This window comes from Candidatus Sulfuricurvum sp. RIFRC-1, from assembly GCF_000310245.1.
GTDB lineage: Bacteria > Campylobacterota > Campylobacteria > Campylobacterales > Sulfurimonadaceae > Sulfuricurvum.
On the sequence record NC_020505.1, the window covers coordinates 1,975,460 to 1,993,703 of the forward strand.

18 protein-coding genes and 1 tRNA gene are annotated in these 18,244 nt (G+C 41.6%); 12 read left to right on the forward strand and 7 right to left on the reverse strand.

All coding sequences use genetic code 11. The annotated features are described in order from the left end of the window. The first annotated feature begins 35 nt into the window (after window positions 1-35). Window positions 36-110: transfer RNA gene (locus tag B649_RS09980), tRNA-Asn, on the forward strand. Between the two features lie 25 nt (window positions 111-135). Here the strand turns inward: B649_RS09980 and B649_RS09985 are convergent. Beyond that, the gene (locus B649_RS09985; protein ID WP_015654403.1) at window positions 136-2,193 is read right to left on the reverse strand and encodes a TonB-dependent receptor; all 2,058 of its coding nucleotides are present in this window, start codon (window positions 2,191-2,193) and stop codon (window positions 136-138) included. Between the two features lie 108 nt (window positions 2,194-2,301). On the opposite strand from B649_RS09985, the gene B649_RS12335 reads away from it, so the two are divergent. Both B649_RS12335 and B649_RS09995 read left to right on the forward strand, forming a co-directional pair. Next, window positions 2,302-3,729: a HAMP domain-containing sensor histidine kinase gene (locus B649_RS12335; RefSeq protein WP_015654404.1), complete on the forward strand. Its 1,428-nt coding sequence runs from the start codon at window positions 2,302-2,304 to the stop codon at window positions 3,727-3,729. Further along, window positions 3,726-4,265: a hypothetical protein gene (locus B649_RS09995; protein WP_015654405.1), complete on the forward strand. Its 540-nt coding sequence runs from the start codon at window positions 3,726-3,728 to the stop codon at window positions 4,263-4,265. Before B649_RS12335 ends, B649_RS09995 begins: the two co-directional genes overlap by 4 nt. 50 nt (window positions 4,266-4,315) lie before the next feature. On the opposite strand, the gene B649_RS10000 is transcribed toward B649_RS09995, so the two are convergent. Beyond that, entirely contained in the window at window positions 4,316-4,717 is a 402-nt protein-coding gene (locus B649_RS10000; protein WP_291750898.1) for a hypothetical protein, read from the reverse strand. A 96-nt stretch (window positions 4,718-4,813) separates the two neighbouring features. Between B649_RS10000 and rfbA the strand changes: the two genes are divergently transcribed. Genes rfbA through B649_RS10035 form a run of 7 tightly spaced genes read left to right on the forward strand, consistent with a single transcriptional unit; the run spans window position 4,814 to window position 11,318 of the window. Continuing rightward, window positions 4,814-5,701: a glucose-1-phosphate thymidylyltransferase RfbA gene (rfbA, locus tag B649_RS10005; RefSeq protein ID WP_015654407.1), complete on the forward strand. Its 888-nt coding sequence runs from the start codon at window positions 4,814-4,816 to the stop codon at window positions 5,699-5,701. Further along, complete coding sequence (gene rfbC, locus B649_RS10010) at window positions 5,701-6,273, forward strand: dTDP-4-dehydrorhamnose 3,5-epimerase (RefSeq protein ID WP_015654408.1); 573 nt, start codon at window positions 5,701-5,703, stop codon at window positions 6,271-6,273. Before rfbA ends, rfbC begins: the two co-directional genes overlap by 1 nt. After that, complete coding sequence (gene rfbD / locus B649_RS10015) at window positions 6,266-7,135, forward strand: dTDP-4-dehydrorhamnose reductase (protein WP_015654409.1); 870 nt, start codon at window positions 6,266-6,268, stop codon at window positions 7,133-7,135. The genes rfbC and rfbD overlap by 8 nt, the downstream gene beginning before the upstream one ends. Then, the gene (rfbB, locus tag B649_RS10020; protein ID WP_015654410.1) at window positions 7,132-8,190 is read left to right on the forward strand and encodes a dTDP-glucose 4,6-dehydratase; all 1,059 of its coding nucleotides are present in this window, start codon (window positions 7,132-7,134) and stop codon (window positions 8,188-8,190) included. Before rfbD ends, rfbB begins: the two co-directional genes overlap by 4 nt. A 1-nt stretch (window position 8,191) precedes the next feature. After that, on the forward strand, window positions 8,192-9,208 hold the full coding sequence (locus B649_RS10025) for a glycosyltransferase family 9 protein (RefSeq protein WP_015654411.1): 1,017 nt from the start codon (window positions 8,192-8,194) through the stop codon (window positions 9,206-9,208). Between the two features lie 16 nt (window positions 9,209-9,224). Further along, the gene (locus B649_RS10030; RefSeq protein ID WP_015654412.1) at window positions 9,225-10,463 is read left to right on the forward strand and encodes an O-antigen ligase family protein; all 1,239 of its coding nucleotides are present in this window, start codon (window positions 9,225-9,227) and stop codon (window positions 10,461-10,463) included. 24 nt (window positions 10,464-10,487) lie between these two features. Continuing rightward, the gene (locus B649_RS10035; protein ID WP_015654413.1) at window positions 10,488-11,318 is read left to right on the forward strand and encodes a glycosyltransferase; all 831 of its coding nucleotides are present in this window, start codon (window positions 10,488-10,490) and stop codon (window positions 11,316-11,318) included. Here the strand turns inward: B649_RS10035 and B649_RS10040 are convergent. Genes B649_RS10040 through B649_RS10060 form a run of 5 tightly spaced genes read right to left on the reverse strand, consistent with a single transcriptional unit; the run spans window position 11,315 to window position 15,635 of the window. Beyond that, window positions 11,315-12,211 carry a hypothetical protein gene (locus B649_RS10040; protein WP_015654414.1) on the reverse strand — a complete coding sequence of 299 codons (897 nt, stop codon included), beginning with the start codon at window positions 12,209-12,211 and terminating at the stop codon, window positions 11,315-11,317. The two genes, B649_RS10035 and B649_RS10040, sit on opposite strands and share 4 nt — an antisense overlap. Next, on the reverse strand, window positions 12,208-13,074 hold the full coding sequence (locus tag B649_RS10045; RefSeq protein ID WP_015654415.1) for a glycosyltransferase: 867 nt from the start codon (window positions 13,072-13,074) through the stop codon (window positions 12,208-12,210). The genes B649_RS10040 and B649_RS10045 overlap by 4 nt, the downstream gene beginning before the upstream one ends. Next, window positions 13,071-14,153: a glycosyltransferase family 4 protein gene (locus B649_RS10050; protein ID WP_015654416.1), complete on the reverse strand. Its 1,083-nt coding sequence runs from the start codon at window positions 14,151-14,153 to the stop codon at window positions 13,071-13,073. Before B649_RS10050 ends, B649_RS10045 begins: the two co-directional genes overlap by 4 nt. Further along, a complete protein-coding gene (locus B649_RS10055; protein ID WP_015654417.1) occupies window positions 14,143-14,904 on the reverse strand; it encodes a glycosyltransferase family 2 protein in 762 nt (253 codons plus the stop codon). The genes B649_RS10050 and B649_RS10055 overlap by 11 nt, the downstream gene beginning before the upstream one ends. After that, on the reverse strand, window positions 14,901-15,635 hold the full coding sequence (locus B649_RS10060) for a polysaccharide deacetylase family protein (RefSeq protein ID WP_291750973.1): 735 nt from the start codon (window positions 15,633-15,635) through the stop codon (window positions 14,901-14,903). The genes B649_RS10055 and B649_RS10060 overlap by 4 nt, the downstream gene beginning before the upstream one ends. A 153-nt stretch (window positions 15,636-15,788) precedes the next feature. Between B649_RS10060 and B649_RS10065 the strand changes: the two genes are divergently transcribed. Both B649_RS10065 and gmd read left to right on the forward strand, forming a co-directional pair. Continuing rightward, entirely contained in the window at window positions 15,789-17,126 is a 1,338-nt protein-coding gene (locus B649_RS10065) for a mannose-1-phosphate guanylyltransferase/mannose-6-phosphate isomerase (RefSeq protein WP_015654419.1), read from the forward strand. Continuing rightward, window positions 17,123-18,244, forward strand: a complete 1,122-nt coding sequence (gene gmd, locus B649_RS10070) for a GDP-mannose 4,6-dehydratase (RefSeq protein ID WP_015654420.1) — start codon at window positions 17,123-17,125, stop codon at window positions 18,242-18,244. The genes B649_RS10065 and gmd overlap by 4 nt, the downstream gene beginning before the upstream one ends.

An 18,244-nucleotide genomic window follows, 5' to 3' on the forward strand; every position in this document is an offset into this window, starting at 1 on the left:
GCGTAACATAGCGTATAATTGCGCCTCTTAAAGATTCCGAATTAGCTCAGCGGTAGAGTAGGTGACTGTTAATCACTTGGTCACTGGTTCGAATCCAGTATTCGGAGCCACCCCCCATAAATTCATTCTCAATTTTCAGAACTGTTTTTCATACGTCACTAGCCAATTACGACCTTCACGATGGATGCCCTCATGTTTTGCATCATACGATGGATAGATCACCGATTCTTTAAAGAGATTTTTCACACTCAGTGTCACCATCGACAAATCATCCAGATTATACGACAGAGTTTCATCTACCAGCATCGTCGCACCGTAGGTGCGGATATCACCGCTTTCGCGTAGATATCCCCGTTTTGGACCAGTGTAATACCATGCGGTATTGATACCAAGTCGTTCTGTCAACGGATAAAGGTAATATCCCTTGATCATCACCTCCGAAATTTCAGGGCTTTGGTATTCTACTGGATTGTAATAATCCGGAGAAAAGTATTGGGATCGAACATAGGAAAAATTTCCCATCAGTTCAGAAGCGTTGTCGAAATAGTGGGTAAGCTCCAGCTCCACCCCTTTTGCGTTACGCTGTTTATGATTGGCGTAATCACCGGTAAATCCATCCGGTTCATGCTGAACACTGTCAATCACATCGTTTAGAATCGAATAAAATACATTGCTTCGGAGGATAGTATTTTTATTTTTGTAGGTATAGGCCAACTCAAACGTATCTATCGATTCAGGTTTTAAATTCGGATTTCCATCCTTTAAACCGTCTTGTGGAGCCTGAAAAGCTTCGACATACGATGGTGCACGATAGGAACGTCCATAAACCCCCTTAAAAATATGATTATTATCCATTCGGTAAACTGAACCGATACGATAACTAAGCATATTACTAAACAGCGAATAGGTATCCAATCTAATGTTGGCAGAGATATCCAAAGCATCATTGATTGAATAGATATCCTGTAGAGAAACCGATTTAATCCACTGATCATTATCTCCTGCAATTAAACCGTATCGTCCTTCTAAATATTCCATCGTACCAAAAATACTCGGACCGCCATCCCCTTGATCTCGGTATGTGGTTCCAAAAACATTTTTGATCGTATCGATTTTTTGGGCACTTACGCCGATCATCCACGCATGATCTTCAATATTTTTTCCTCTGAGATTCATCTCCGCATACGTATTCAACTGCTCGTATGTCGGATTCATCCGCACGGTAAGCCCGGTATTGAAATAATTTTGATAAAGGGTCGAATCAAACGTAAAAGCATAATAGTTTAACCCGAATTTGGTTTCCAAACTCAAATCCCGCGCCACATTAGAACTATTTTGTACCTCAACGATTGCACTTTTATTGTGCTGATATCCACCGGTCATTGGCTCGATATCCTCACTCAAACCATAGAAATTATCTGTTACGTCCGATTTGTATCTGGCTATCAACGTCCAATCATCGTGTTTTGCCGTTACACCGATGGAATAATCCTCAAAACTTTCCAAACTGTTATAATCGGTACGGGCATACCCGTATTCTTTAGCCGAAACAAACGCTTCACCTGCCGGAAGTGTTTTATTACTATGTTGATGATAACTGTCGATACCAACTGCCCAATTACCGATATTGAGATGTTTGACAAATCCGGCTTTAGTATAGTCATAACTTCCAACTGCACCAAAAACTTTATCGTTTTCTCCCTCTTGAGAACTTACGGTAATAACATTGATCGCCGCGCTGAATGCTCCCGGACCGTAAACCGTCGAAGCCGATCCTCGCAGTACTTCAATACGATCGATTAGCTCTATCGGGAAATCGAGATAAAAATAACTGGTACTGTAGAGATCACTCCCTACATCTACCCCATCAATGTAAAGTTTATACTTATCAAATACAAACGTATCGGGGTTATAATTTCCCCGAACGATAACCTGCTTCCACCCGATATGTAAGATAGAAGTCTCAATCCCAGGCAGTATGCCAAGAGCTTCATGGAGGTTTCGAATACCTATTTTTTTGAGCTTATCGGCATGAAGAACCGATACGACTGAAGGTTGATAGTCGATATTGAGTTTGGTCTTCGTTGCGATGGCAGTTACTTCGTCTAACAGCGAAGTGATATCGCCCTCCTCTGCAGCTACTCCATTTGAAACTAACAAAACTGCTGCCAACCCTATCGAATAACCTCTCATCAAACGCTCCGTCCTTATAATTATGTTACATTGTACCAAAACTTTAAAGATGCATTAACTAAATCTTATATAATATCAATTTATGTTAATTGGTATTGGATTTTAATTATGCATTCACTTATAGGCAAATTTGCCATTTTCTTCTGGTTTCTTTACATCGCTGTCATTGTCCCCATGTTTATCTTTATCCAGATGAACAGCTCTGCCGTTCTAAACGACGAAGAGCGCTCAAAAATCAATCTGGTTACCAATACCCTAAAACCTATCCTCTCAATCTATTTGAGTTTTGACCAACCGGATATGCTCAGCGAAACGATGCGAACCTTTTTCCATAACCCCAGTATTTCACGTGTTGTCTTGACCGATCTGAATGAAAAACCTATTTTTGAGCAATACAGCGCTCACCCTCAACTCAAAGACTTCATCACCATCTCAGAACCCCTCAAAGATCCGATTACAGGAGAGCTTCAAGCTACACTCTACATCAGCTATTCCAATACCCATGCCGAAGAATTACAAAATAAACTTTTTGACCGACTGGTATTCCTTTCGCTGTTTGCCCTAGCCCTTTTTTCCTTCACGTATCTCTACTTTCGGAAACAATTTTTTGTTTTGCGCCATATCTCTGATTGGATGGGAGCGTACACGGTTGACAAAACTACGAAACCCTTTGAATGCGATAACAACAACACGGAAATACAGACCATTATCTCATCAACCAATAAAATGCTGGGGACTATCGACAACTATCGAGATCAAATGGAAGAAATCAACGCAAAGCTTGAACAACGTATTGAAGCCGAAGTAGAACAGCGTCGCCAAAAAGAGCAGTTGCTGATACACCAATCGAGGCTCGCGGCCATGGGTGAAATGATCGAGAGTATCGCCCACCAATGGCGTCAGCCCCTCAACATTATCGGATTGGCCATGAGCAACATCGAAATGAAACGCCAACTTGGCCTCCTGAATGATACAGAGATTGAAAATAACAGCGATATTATCAATACGAATCTCACCTTTATGTCCAACACGATTGATGATTTTAGAAATTTTTTCAACCTCAATAAAGAGCGGATAGCATTCAAACCAACCCAGCCCATCAACGATATTTTCCATCTCTTAAGCGAACAACTCTCCTACGCCAAAATCACCTATGCTATACACAATGAATGCAATGAAGATATCTATGGCGTCGTTAATGAATTCAAACAAGTGATTTTAAATATTGTCAACAACGCCAAAGATGTTATCGTCGCAAAAAATGATCAATCCGGAGGTAAAATCGACGTTCTGCTTCGATGTGAAGCGAAACGCCTGATCATCGATATTTCCGATACCGGCGGAGGAGTGCCGCCGAACATTGCCAAACGGGTTTTCGAGCCTTATTTTACGACGAAATTTCAAAAACAGGGAACCGGTATTGGACTCTATATGTCTAAAGTGATTATCGAACAACACTTTGAGGGGAGCATCAGCGTTAGTAATAATACTCAAGGAGCCGTTTTCACTATCAATTTGCCGTTGGATCACCCATGAAGAAGCTCTTCTATTTTTGCATTTTGGTCATTCCGCTAACCCTCTTTGGGGCATCTTACGATACCCCATTGCTGCAGATAAGCGCAAAACTTTTTCCGAAAATACTGTTCATGGAAAAGGGGACAAAAGAACGTATCCAATCCTCTATTCATTTCGTGATTGTCGCTTCACCCGCCAATCAAGAGGCTGCCCGACATTTTTCTAATATGGTTCAAAATCAATATCCCGAAGGGATCAATGATCATCCTATACGAGTCTCAATCCTTTCGGCAAAAGAAGCTTTGGGTACGAAAAATATTCACGGCATCATTCTAATGCTGCCACCGGATGACAACCTGCTTGAACCGCTGATCAAGCACACGTATGAAAACAAAATCCTAACATTTTCTTTCGATCCCTCACTGCTGCGAAATGGTACAGTCATCTCGCTCTATATTGGAAAAAATGTCAAACCATACCTTAATATCTCTGCACTTAAAGAGGCTTCTTTTACCTTTGAATACAGTTTTATCAAACTCTCTGTACCTTTTGAATAATCCCCGCTCTTAACACCCTATTTCAAATAATCTATTAGAAGATAAAAAAATTATATTTGTATTTTATTGGTTTCCTCATCATAATGATCACACGAATAGCTTTTAAATCCCTCGACCATACGGATAATATTTTTAATCGGTGTCGGATTGAACAAGCGGCGAATGTCATGATGGTTAACACAATCCTCACAGCGGCTTATCACACAATGGATTGCTATACTGACAACCAATATCCCCTGCATCGGATCGATGGATAAAATATAATCCACACATTGTTGTCCGTTTTCAATCCCATGGTCGATTATCACGACATCATACTGCCCTTTTTGATAAGCGATAAACAGTTCGCCCAATGTTGAAATACTCTCAACTGTCCCTTTGATAGCCTCTTCGAGTAACATTTTCCGAGTTTGAAGCTGAAAGCCGCTCCCATCTATCATTAATATTTTCATACCATTATTATTACGCAAAAAGCGTTAAAGTTGATTAAACTAGCCTACAATCTTTTTAGACTATAATTTCAATTATTAACATTTCATAGGAGCAGTATGAAAGGAATTATCCTCGCGGGCGGCAGCGGAACACGACTTTATCCGATTACCAAAGGGGTCAGTAAACAGCTGGTTCCGATTTACGATAAACCGATGGTGTACTATCCCCTCTCGGTTCTGATGCTCGCAGGGATCACTGAAGTACTTATTATCTCTACTCCTACCGATCTTCCTCGCTTTGAAGAGCTCCTTGGAGACGGTAGCGATATCGGAATGAGATTTGAGTATTGCGTTCAGCCCTCCCCTGATGGTCTAGCCCAAGCATTTATTTTAGGCGCTGACTTCATCGGAAGTGATGATGTGTGTCTCGTATTAGGTGATAATATCTTTTACGGTCACGGTTTGACCAAAATGCTCGCACAATCGGTTCGAAATGTGACCGAAGAGAGCAAAGCGACCGTATTTGGATACTGGGTCAAAGACCCTGAGCGTTACGGTGTCGCCGAGTTTGATAAAGAGGGAAATGTCCTCTCCATCGAAGAAAAACCGCTCACACCGAAAAGCTCCTATGCGGTCATCGGATTGTACTTTTATCCAAACAGTGTTGTAGAGATTGCTAAAAATATTAAACCCTCTAATCGCGGCGAACTGGAAATTACAACTGTCAACCAAGCGTATCTTGCACAAAATGCTCTCAAAGTTGAGCTTATGGGACGTGGATATGCATGGCTCGATACGGGAACCCATGAATCTCTTTTGGAAGCAAGTCTCTTTATTCAAACGATTGAAAATCGACAAGGACTCAAAGTCGCCTGTATTGAAGAGATCGCTTTTGAAATGGGTTATATCTCGAAAGAAAAACTTTTAGAATTAGCTCAACCGCTGAGCAAAAACCAATACGGTCAATACCTGATCCGAAGAGCCCATGAAGGAAAAGCAATTTAATGACCTTTACACGTACCGCCATCCCTGATGTTATCCTCATTGATCCCAAAGTGCATGGAGATGCACGTGGTTATTTCGTCGAAACCTTCCGAGCCGATAAACTCGAAGCATTTTTAGGTTTTTCAGCCCCTTTCTGCCAAGACAACGAGTCTAAATCGTCCTATGGAGTATTGCGTGGATTGCACTATCAGCTTCCTCCATACGCCCAAACTAAACTGGTACGGGTCATCGAGGGAGAAGTGCTCGATGTGGCAGTCGATATTAGAGCAGGTTCACCCACTTTTGGTCAGCATGTAGCGATCAAACTCTCAGGCGAAAATAAACGTCAACTTTTTATCCCTCGAGGATTCGCGCATGGATTTGTGGTGCTCTCTGAGACCTGTACGTTTGCCTATAAAGTCGACAATTACTATTCTCCCGAATGTGATCGCGGAATCGCTTTTAATGATCCGGTATTAAACATCGATTGGATCGTTTCGACAGAAAAACTTCAACTCTCAGCCAAAGATACCCAACAACCATTATTTGCTGATGCAGACCATTTCACTTTTGGAAATGATTTGTATGCCTAAAGTTCTCGTTACCGGAGCTTCCGGACAATTGGGTTCGGAAATCCAAGCAATAAGTGCCTTGTATCCCCAATACACTTTTACTTTTGCCGATCGTTCAATGCTTGATCTTGGCAATCTATGCAAAATGGAAGATTTTTTCGAGGGCAAGATATTCGATACTATTATCAACTGTGCCGCTTACACTGCCGTCGACAAAGCAGAAAGTGAAAGTGATCTGGCCGATACCATCAACCATCGCTTTGTCAGTATGCTCTCTAAAATTGCAAAAGCCAAAAACATCGCTCTTATCCATATCTCCACCGATTACGTCTTTGACGGGAAGAATCATCGTCCTTACGTTGAGAGTGATCCGACCGATCCGCAGGGGGTCTATGGACGGACTAAACGCGACGGCGAAAATGCGATCCTCTCCGTCGCTCCGGCGAACGCGATCATCATCCGTACTTCATGGGTCTATTCCTCTTTCGGCACTAACTTCGTTAAAACGATGTTGAGACTAGGTAAAGAGCGTGATAGCCTCGGCGTTATCTTCGATCAAATTGGAACCCCTACCTACGCACGTGATTTAGCAGAAACGATTTTAGAGATCCTTCCAAACATCAATAATCGAACCCCTGAAATTTACCACTACAGTAACGAGGGATGTGCTAGCTGGTACGATTTCGCCCGTGCTATTTTTGAACTCAGCGGTGTGGAATGCAACGTAAATCCGATCACGACCGATCAATACCCGACACCAGCTTCGCGTCCCCACTACAGCTTGCTCAATAAAGCAAAAATAAAAAATGATTTTAACCTCTCCATCCCGTATTGGAGAGATTCACTTAAACAGTGTTTGAATACATTAGGAGAAGCCAAATGAAAACTATTCTCGTTACCGGATGCGCCGGATTTATCGGAAGCAACTTTGTCCCCTATTTTTTAGCCAAATATCCTGATGTCCGTCTCATCAATCTCGATCTTCTCACCTATGCGGGAGATATTGAAAATCTCGCTGAAGTCCAAAACAATGATCAACATATTTTTATTCGAGGGGATATCTGCGACCGTTCATTGGTCGAATCGCTCTTTGAAACCTACGACATTCGCGGTGTCATCCATTTTGCCGCAGAGAGCCATGTCGATAACAGTATCAAAAATCCAGGCGTGTTTGTCCAAACCAATGTCAACGGAACCTTTACCCTCATCGATGTCGCTTATAAAGCGTGGATGGAAAAACCGTTCACCTACCGTCATTCCGTACTAGATACGGAATCCAATCCTCCCCGTTTCCACCACATCAGCACCGATGAGGTGTACGGAACCCTCAGTGATGACCCAAGTGATCTGTTCACCGAAGAGACATCATATGCTCCTAACAGCCCCTACAGTGCCTCTAAAGCGGGATCAGACATGATTGTGAGATCATATCATCATACTTATGGGATGAACACCGTTATCACCAACTGCTCGAACAACTACGGACCGAAACAGCATAACGAAAAACTGATCCCGACTGTCATCCGCAAAGCTCTCTCTGGTGAGAACATTCCCGTATATGGGGATGGTAAAAATATCCGTGACTGGCTCTATGTACTCGATCACTGCAAAGGGATCGATCTGGTCTATCACAGTGGACGTAGTGGAGAAGTCTATAACATCGGCGGACGCAATGAGCGCAACAACAACCAGATCGTTGAACGTATCTGTACCCTCCTCGATGAAATGGCTCCTCGTCATTCTGAACTTGATTCAGAATCTAAATCTTACAAAGAGCTCATTACCTACGTCGAAGACCGTGCAGGACACGATCGCCGTTACGCTATTGACGCAACCAAGCTGGAAAATGAATTGGGCTGGAAAGCGGATGAGAATTTTGATACCGGTATCGTGAAAACGATAGAGTGGTATTTGAAAAAATACTCACAGGCTATCTAAAATGTCTGTTTTAAAAGAGGTAAAACGAGCACTGATTCTCCGTTGTGGAGCATTGGGAGATTTAGTCTATGCTACGGCAGTTATCGATGCATTACGAGCGCAATATGGTGACAATATTATCATTGATTTTATCACGACTCCCGGTACGGGGAAATTGTTTGAAAATGATCCCCGTATCCATCAAACTTTTCCATTGAAACATAAAAAACTCCCGATTTGGCTCAGCCCTCAAAAACGTGCGATTATCCGTTATTCAAAAGAGCACCCTTATGATCTATTGATCTCTTTGGAATTTGGGAAACAGTTTAAAAGCCTCATCAACGCAATTCATGCGACTCACAAAACAGGTATGGGGATTTTAGAGACGGCAGAAACCCAAAATATCAATCGAGGTGAAGTAACCAAGCACTACTATCGGGATGTTATTGATCCGACTATCCTTCTCAAAGCGAAACCCATCCTATTCGGAAAATCATTTGAGGAACTTAAAACAAAAGTTTCTCTTCCTGAACGCTACATCGTTATCGCCCCCAGCAACTCTCATAATCAGAAAAAAGGGCTCAACTATCGGGCATGGCCGTTTGAACATTGGAAATCGCTCATCCAATCTCTTGCCGCCGATACACCGATCGTGATCGTGGGGGCAAAGGGAGAGGAAGCCTTTTTTGATCAAATCAAACCTTACCCTGAAAATGTCATTGACCTCGTGGGAATGCTTTCGATCTCTGAACTGATCACTACCGTTCAACATGGTGCGGCACTTATCTGTACCGATTCGGCGACAGGGCATATCGGAGCATCTATCGATACTCCGACGTTTGTACTCATGGGACCGAACAACCCTATCACCGACAGCCCATACCAAAGTGATGCCAATTCAGTGCACCCTATTTCACTAAAGCTCCCTTGTTCACCGTGTTATAAAACCGAGACGATGAAACAATGCAGAGAAAACATCTGTATGAGTCAGATTATACCAACAGAAGTGTTGAAAAAACTCACAGCCGTTTCAAACTAATTTATCTAGGCTTTTGATGTACTTTAAATCTCTTTCCCCTAATCAGCTCTTTAATTGGCTTACCATTGCACTGGCTTTTTTGATACCTTTATCAATTGGAGCGTATACACTTATATCCGCTCTGTTGGCCATTGTATGGATTTGGGAAGGGAATTGGAGAATCAAATGGAAAATGATTCGAGAACAAAAAGTTTTTTGGTTCATATCACTCTTTTTTCTTTACTATTCATTGACATTAACTTGGAGTGATCATGTAGCTGAAGGTTTGGACTATTTACGAAAGTTTTACTTTTTTTTACTTCTTCCTATCTTCTATACCTCATTACGGTCTAATTATTTAGCACCTATTCTTAAAGCTTTTTTAGCTGCTATGATCATCAGTGAAGTGTTGTCGTATCTCATTTTTTTCGACCATATCCCTTTTCAATACAAACCGACATGGTCACCTGCAGATCCTTCTCCTTTTATGTCACGAGCCATGTATAGTTTTTTCCTATCATTTACAGTGCTTTTAATGGTTATGAATTTGTTTGAAAAACGCCACACACCATTACGTACTGCCATCTATCTCTTATTTATTATCACTATGCTTTCCAATCTTTTTATGAATGCGGGCCGAACCGGACAAATAGCGGTCGTAGGAGGTTCAATCATTTATCTTCTTACTTATTTTAAATTTAATCTTTTAAAAACATTCTCCATCCTTACTCCGATCATAGCAGCGGTTTTTTTTCTTGCTTATCAAATGAGTCCCAACTTTAATCAACGAAGTCTCGAAACAATCAACTCTATTGCCTATATGACAGTAAATGGAACTCCCCTGAGCGATGACAGTACCGGGCAGCGTGTCATGATTTGGGAAGTAGGTATAAGCATCGTTAAAGATAACCCCTGGATTGGTATCGGGTTGGGGGATCATACAGATGTATATAAATCTGTTATTACAAACAATTTTTCAGCTTATCCCTCTTTCATGACCGGATTTACCGATTTTCACAATACTTATCTTCATATTACGGTCAATGGAGGCATACTCGCACTCCTCCTTTGGTTGTTGCTCTTATGGTCGTTAGCCACTTCATTAACTAGTGAGCCCAAATACCGTTCCATCGGAGCCATCATGTTAGGATTATTGGCTCTTTACATGATGATAGGTAATCTTCCTGCATCCTATTTAACAATCTTACTCGTTCTCATCATGGGAATCACTCTCAAACGACCTTCTGATGATTTTAGGAACTCTGTAGTACAATAAAACACTTCATTTATCAGGTATTCAATGGAACTCCCAAAAACAACCATTATCATCTCCGTTTACAAAGATACAGAGGCGCTTGGTTTTATATTGGATAGCTTAGCTAATCAAACGCTGCCTGCCGATGAGATTATCGTTTCTGAAGATGGTGATTCGTCCGAAATGCGTGAATTTATCGCTACACAACAAGACCGTTTTCCTAATCTCGTTCACCTCACCCAGCCAGATGATGGCTGGTGGAAAAACAAAGCGATGAACAGTGCAATCCAAGCCTCATCGAACGAATACCTGATTTTCATCGACGGAGACTGTGTCCCCTACAGTACCTTTATCCAAGCGCATGCCGAAAATGCCCAAAAAGGGATCGTCCTCTGCGGCAAACGGTTCGAACTCGGACCTAAATTTACCGAACGGGTCAAACAACATGAACTCACCGTCCGTGATATCGAAAAAAAATTCTTTTGGTATCTGCCATTCATGATTACCGATGATGCACGTCATCCCGAAGATGGTTTAACCTTTAAATCGCACTCTTTCATCAGCCGTCAGATTCATAAACGCTATGTTCGTCATATCATCGGATGCAACTGGTCATGCTATAAAGAGGATTTTCTGAAAATCAACGGTTTTGACGAAACTTACCGTCTCCCCGCCGAAGGAGAAGATGTCGATCCGAGCTGGCGCTTTCGGGGGATGGGGATAGAACTAAAATCATGCCGAAACAATGCCAATATCCTCCATCTCTATCATCCGAAACGCTTTAGTGCAGTTGAGGGGGATGTGAATAAAGTAATTATGGAAAAACATCGTGCGGAAAATGCATTTTATTGTAAAGATGGGATTACGAAGCTTTAAAGACTAAAATATTCTTTACATTTTTCTATAAAATGAATAACTGATTGATTTGATTCTCGCTCTTGCTTTTCTATATGTTGCAGTAATAATGGACGTGTTTCAATAGCATAATTTATATCGTCAAACCCATATGCTATTCCATATCGGTTTTCTTCATTCGGCTGCCATTGTTCCTTTGTAACACCTTCTTCAGGTATGACAACAGGAATACATCCACACATTGCTGCATATACCAAATACATCGTGTAGGTATCGTAAGAAATACAAAATTCTGATTGATTAAAAACATCAGCTGTTTCCTCATGCGATAGGCCATCCACCAATACACTATCAGCCTTATTATGGACAATTTCCCTTTTATATCCTTTTCGGAGTAAATAACACGTCCCATATCGAATATCATGGTTTGTTATTTGATAGACATCCGATCTTTGTGAGATAATATGAAGTCGATTATCCGGATGTGAGTTATACCGACTATCGTCAAATGCTTTATCATAATAAAAGAAAAGATCATCTGTTCCGAAATCTATTTTCCCTCCGTTATTAAACCCCGGCTTGTGTAATAACCATCGAACAACATTTTTAGCCTTCAAAGGATTCCCAACAATAACTTCAGGATATACGACGACCGCATCTTTTATATCTTGATACGATGCTATAGGCGTATTTAACTTAGGATTTGTTTTAAATCCGTATTTTATACTCTTACGGAAATATCTAAAGAAGAGATAAATTGTTTTAAAAGGGTTCGAAAAATCTAACACTGGTTTGAAAAATGGCCATAGAGAAGCTTTATACCCTAAATTATTGAGTCTGTCACACAACTGATGCAAAACGACTATTCCACCTGCATTATCATCATATCCAGGTGCTACTATGATAAATTTCATAAATCCATAGCCCTCAACTCAATTTGTTCTATATTTAGTGAATAGGACCTATGTGTATTTAGCCCATCGTTACATATATATCGATTATCTTCTTGATTTTTAACCATCTTTTCCCAATAAAACGAACCGATATCCCTTTCGTTATACGGATGCCATAAATGAAACTGATTGGCTACATTTTTACACGATTTAATCTCCAATCCGTAAGCACGAAACCGCCAATCCAAATCGGTATCATCACTGAGTGATGTTTCGCCATACCCCTCATCAAATCCGTTCAAGGCAATCATATCTTTTCGAAAGCATGAAAAATTACACCCCAAAATACTCGTATTACGTTTGCGGAGTTTTGATAACAACGGATAAAGCCATCCTGTCGGAGAGAGATAAATGCCGTATTCGTATTTCGAGTTTTTTTCAAATGCCAATCCGATGTATTTATAGAGCTGTTTTTCGATATCGATAATATCAAGCACTCCCGATTTGATCTTTTTGGTCAGAGGTTCCGATAAATTGACACGCCGGCCAGAGAGAACCGTCCCACTTTTAGCCAAAGCTGCATGGGCTTCCACAAAAGTCGTATAAGGGACACAATCTCCATCGATAAAAATCAGGTATTCTCCCGAACTGGCAATAATGCCGTTATTTTGGGAGCGGGCTTTTCGGACTCCGATATCCTCTTGCGTTGTGTGTTTCACATCCAAATCGGTAATACTCTCAACATACTCTTTCATTTGAGGGTTCTCGCCGTCTTCGGCGATAATCACTTCGAAGTTTTTATACGTTTGGCGTTTCAATGCGGTGATAATCAATGAGAGCGATTGAACATCTTTATAAACCGCTACGATCACGCTAACTCTCATAGATTCTCCAATACTCGTTTTAATTCGGCAAACTGCTTTTGACTTTCAAATACTTCCAAAGCTTTTGATCTTCCCGCTTCGGCAAATTTTTGTCGTAAGTCCCTCTTTTCATACAACAATCTCAATTTCTCTGCTAAATCCAACACATCAAACGTTTTAAACAACAGCCCATTGATTCCATCGTCGATAATCTCCAATGGTCCTCCGCTACGACTCGCAACGACACACACTCCGCACATCATCGCCTCGATCAGTACGAGTCCGAATGTCTCATTTTCGGTTGCTAACACCATTACATCACACAGCTGCATCAATGTTTGAGCCTCTTTGGTAAATCCGGTAAAAAGGGCAATATCAGCATAGTTATTTTGAAGTTTTTGGAGATACCCCTCATCCATCGCATGACCGACAATCAAAGCTTTAGCATCCACACCGTTTTGATGCAATGCTTTTACCGCTTCGAGGACGATATGCTGCCCTTTCGGCTCTTCGATCCGTCCGACGATCCCGACGGTAAACGCATTATAGAGCCCCATCTGTTGACGGCGTTCATTTCGCTCTTCAGACGAAATCACCGTTGGTTGCTCCGCGCCGATGTAAAGCACCTCTGTTCTCGGCCGAATATCCGAGGGGATAAATTTCTCGATCTGCGATTTGACCTGTTGCGTTACGGCGAGCACACAATCGAGATTTTTATAGAGGAATCGATGATAAAAATCGTCTTTGAAACGGGTCATCGTCATGTGGCGCGACTGCACAACCTTAGGTTTACGCGTCGAGAGAAGTTTAGCCATAACGGCCAAAGGAAGATCCTTCGTCCAATGGAGATGGAGAACATCAATCTCCTCTTCATCAATAATTTTTGCCAATGATCTGGCACTGAGCCATGATACTAAAACGCTACGCTGTTTTAAGGTAGCATAACGATAGTGAGTTCCCTCATAATAACTCTTTAGCTTCCCTTTCTCGTTAATCACGCTGATGCACTCTTCACCCAAATAACGAGATGCGCGCATCATAAAGAGTTCCAGCCCCCCTAGATCGGGAGAAAGACACAATTCACAAATTTTAGTTGCCACGTTTACTCTTTTGTTCCAGATTCATCTCATAGAGCTTGATGTATTTGTAAAAATTGGTCGCCATATGGGAAAATGCAATGATCAGCCCCGCATACCCATCTAAAAATCCTCTCTTGAGAACATAGGTACGGAAAAACGAATAAAGCCCGTTAAAAAATGCTTTCGCGGGGGATGAGGATTTTTTCCCGACATTATCGGTTGCAAACAAAGTTGAATAGCGATCGAGCTTGACGATAAAATCGGAGATACTCATGTAGCTGTAATGTTTCATGTTGCCAGCAATGGGAAGTTTTTTCATCCCCTCATCGATGATGTTTTCATGGACAAAATTATCATTAAATTTGGTCACCGTTTTATTATAGAGACGGCGAATCTTTTGGTTGTTCCAGCCACAGTGGCGAATCGGGATATCTTTATAATAGGCGAGAAAGTTCACGATATAGATCGCATTCGGATCGAGGATTCGGGTTTTAAGTGCGTGTAACAGTTCCTCATCCACCACCTCATCACTGTCGATAATCAATACCCAATCATGGTTGGCATAATGTACCGCGCGGTTTTTGGTCGTCCCGAATCCGTCAAACTCCCCCTCGATCAATCGAACATTTGGAAATTCAGACGCGATGGATTGGGTTCCATCGCTAGAGCCGTTATCATAAACAATAACATCATCAAACTCTCTCAAACTCTCCAACGATTTTTGGATCGTCCTCGCTCCGTTTTTGACGATCATTACCGCCGATACGTTCATCGTGACCCTTTTAGTGTTTTAATCATCGTTTTAAACCAAAATCCTAGCTGTTTCATAGGTTTAAAAAGTTCTTCGGGTGTCTTAAGTCCATCCCCTTTAATCCGGTAGATTAGTCCGCCTATCCCATTCCAAGAGGGGTTTAGAGCATTTCCGATTCGAAATACATAAGGGTAATATTCGCTTGCTAATGCAACTGCCGCATCGTTGTATTTACCATACGGCAAAACAAATGAATCAACCCGAAACCCGAGGTTCTCTTCAAGCATGATTTTGGAGCCGAAAATTTCCTGATCTAAATCAACACCTTCTTCGCTCAAATTAACATGATTCATCGAATGAGACGCGATAGCAACATGTCCACTTTGAACCATCTCTCTAAGCTCCGTATAGGTACAAAACGGAACATACGTTTTATAGTTATCGCCCTCATAAATTTCATGATGCTTGAGAGACAATCGATGTTCTGACATGACATCGGTATCTTCTAAAATATAGTGTGTTGGGACCGCAAGCAGCGCTTTGAGATTGTATTTTTTTAGTAATGGAAACACATAATGGTAAAAATCATAATACGCATCATCGAATGTCAGGCAAATAGATACTGAGGTGATCTGGTCTCCGGGGAATACCGACGTAAAACGTGTAGAAATCAGATGCAAATGCGCATCTAACATACTATCAGAATTTGAGAGAGGGAGGTCATCACTGTTGATATGATGATACATAATCACACTAAACAAAAGCCCTCCTCCTCACTATGATGCTGAAATTATATCAAGATAATCCTACTTTAAAATCTTTATGGTTATTATTCTCCATTAACATGAAGCGTTATTGATTAATAATAAATATATGATATTTTAAAATGAGTAAGGGTATTTTATATGACGAATATTATCCTATGTGGCGGAAGTGGTACACGCCTTTGGCCGATCAGCCGCACTCTGATGCCCAAACAATTTGTTAAACTCTTTGATAATAAATCTTTATTTCAGCTAACAGTTAAACGCAATAGTACTCTATGCAATCAACAGATGATTGTTTCCAATACGGAGCAGTATTTTCTTGCTCTCGATCAGCTTGAAGAGATTGAAAATTATAACAGCCAATATTTGCTTGAACCAACAGGACGCAATACCGCTCCCGCCATCGCATTGGCATGTATAGGATTGGACGCAGATGAGATCGTATTGGTGACCCCTTCGGATCATTTGATTAAAAACAGTTCTGCGTATGCAACTGTATTGGAGCGTGCTCGTGTTCTAGCGGACAGAGGATTCTTGGTAACGTTTGGCATCGCCCCCGAATTTGCCGAAACGGGTTTTGGATATATTGAAGCAGCGGATGAAGACGTCAGAGCATTTCATGAAAAACCGGATGCGCAAACCGCACAGCGCTATGTTGATGCCGGGAACTATTATTGGAACAGCGGAATGTTTTGTTTCAAAGCCGGAGTTTTTTTAGAAGAACTGCAAAAATACTCACCTGAGATTTTCAAAACATCTAAAATTGCCTTTGATAATAAAAAAACTGACCATTCGATATTTAGAATTCAGCATACGGATATGGCCGCTATTCCCGAAGAGAGTATCGATTATGCCGTGATGGAAAAGTCGTCGAAAGTGAAAGTAGTCTATTCCGATATCGGCTGGTCGGATGTCGGGAGTTTTGATGCGCTTGCAGAAGAGCTGCCGAATGATGAACATAATAATTTCATCATTGCTAATAAACCCATCAGTCTTATCGATATTGAAGATCTCATTATTATTGACACTGAGGATGCGTTACTGATCTCCAAAAAAGGTTCATCCCAAAAAGTTAAAGAGATTGTAGCAGAACATAAACAAACAAATCCCGAGCTTACTCATATCCATCGTACCGCACACCGCCCATGGGGGACATATACCGTACTTGAAGATACTCTGGGATACAAGATCAAACGGATCATGGTCAAACCCGGAAAACGGCTCAGCCTCCAAAAACATTTTCATCGAAACGAACATTGGATCGTCCTTAGCGGTACGGCTACTGTAACCGTAGGGGAACAAACCTATCTCGTTCATCCCAATGAATCGACGTATATCAAAGCAGGAAAACTTCACCGTTTAGCCAATATGGGTAAAATACCGCTTGTAATTATCGAAGCACAAGTCGGTGAATATACAGGTGAAGATGATATTGTGAGAATTGAAGATGATTATGATCGCGGAGAAAACAAATGAATAATCCTAAAGTTGCACTTATAACCGGTGTCACAGGACAGGATGGGAGCTATCTCGCCGAATTTCTCCTCAAAAAAGGGTACATTGTCCACGGGATTAAGCGACGGACTTCTCTTTTTAATACCGATCGTATCGATCACCTCTACCAAGATCCCCATGTTGATAACCGTAACCTCTTTTTACATTATGGGGATATGACTGACTCGATGAACCTTACCCGTATTATCCAAGAGGTACAACCGGATGAGATCTATAACCTCGCCGCAATGAGCCATGTTGCTGTCTCATTTGAAACACCTGAGTATGTAGCCAATGCCGATGGGACAGGAACACTTCGTATTCTCGAAGCCGTAAAACTTTTGGGACTTGCCCACAAAACGAAAATCTATCAGGCTTCCACCAGCGAACTATACGGTAAAGTCCAAGAGACTCCTCAATCTGAAAGCACACCGTTCTATCCGCGTTCTCCGTATGCGGTGGCTAAAATGTATGCTTACTGGATCACCGTCAACTACCGCGAAGCCTATGGGATGTTTGCATGTAACGGAATCCTTTTCAACCACGAAAGCCCTGTACGCGGTGAAACATTTGTTACCCGTAAAATCACTCGTGCGGCTTCTAAAATCGCCCTTGGATTACAAGATAAACTCTACCTCGGTAACCTTGATGCCAAACGTGACTGGGGTCATGCAAAAGACTATGTACGGATGATGTGGATGATCCTCCAAGCCGAACAGCCAGAAGACTGGGTTATTGCAACAGGACAAACCACTACAGTACGTGACTTCGTCCGTATGGCATTTACCTATGCCGGAATTACGTTAGAGTTCCGTGGAGAAGGCGTCGATGAAAAAGGCTACGTCGTATCCTGCAGCAACCCTGACTACCAAGTCGATATCGGCCGTGAAGTCGTTGCCGTCGATCCTCGCTACTTCCGTCCGACTGAAGTTGATCTCTTGTTAGGTGATCCGACCAAAGCAGAACAAAAACTGGGTTGGACTAGAGAATACCGACTCCAAGAGCTAGTTGATGATATGATGAAATCGGACCTCAAACTAATGACTAAAGATGTTTACCTCCAAGAAGGTGGTTATAAAACGATGAGCTATTACGAGTAA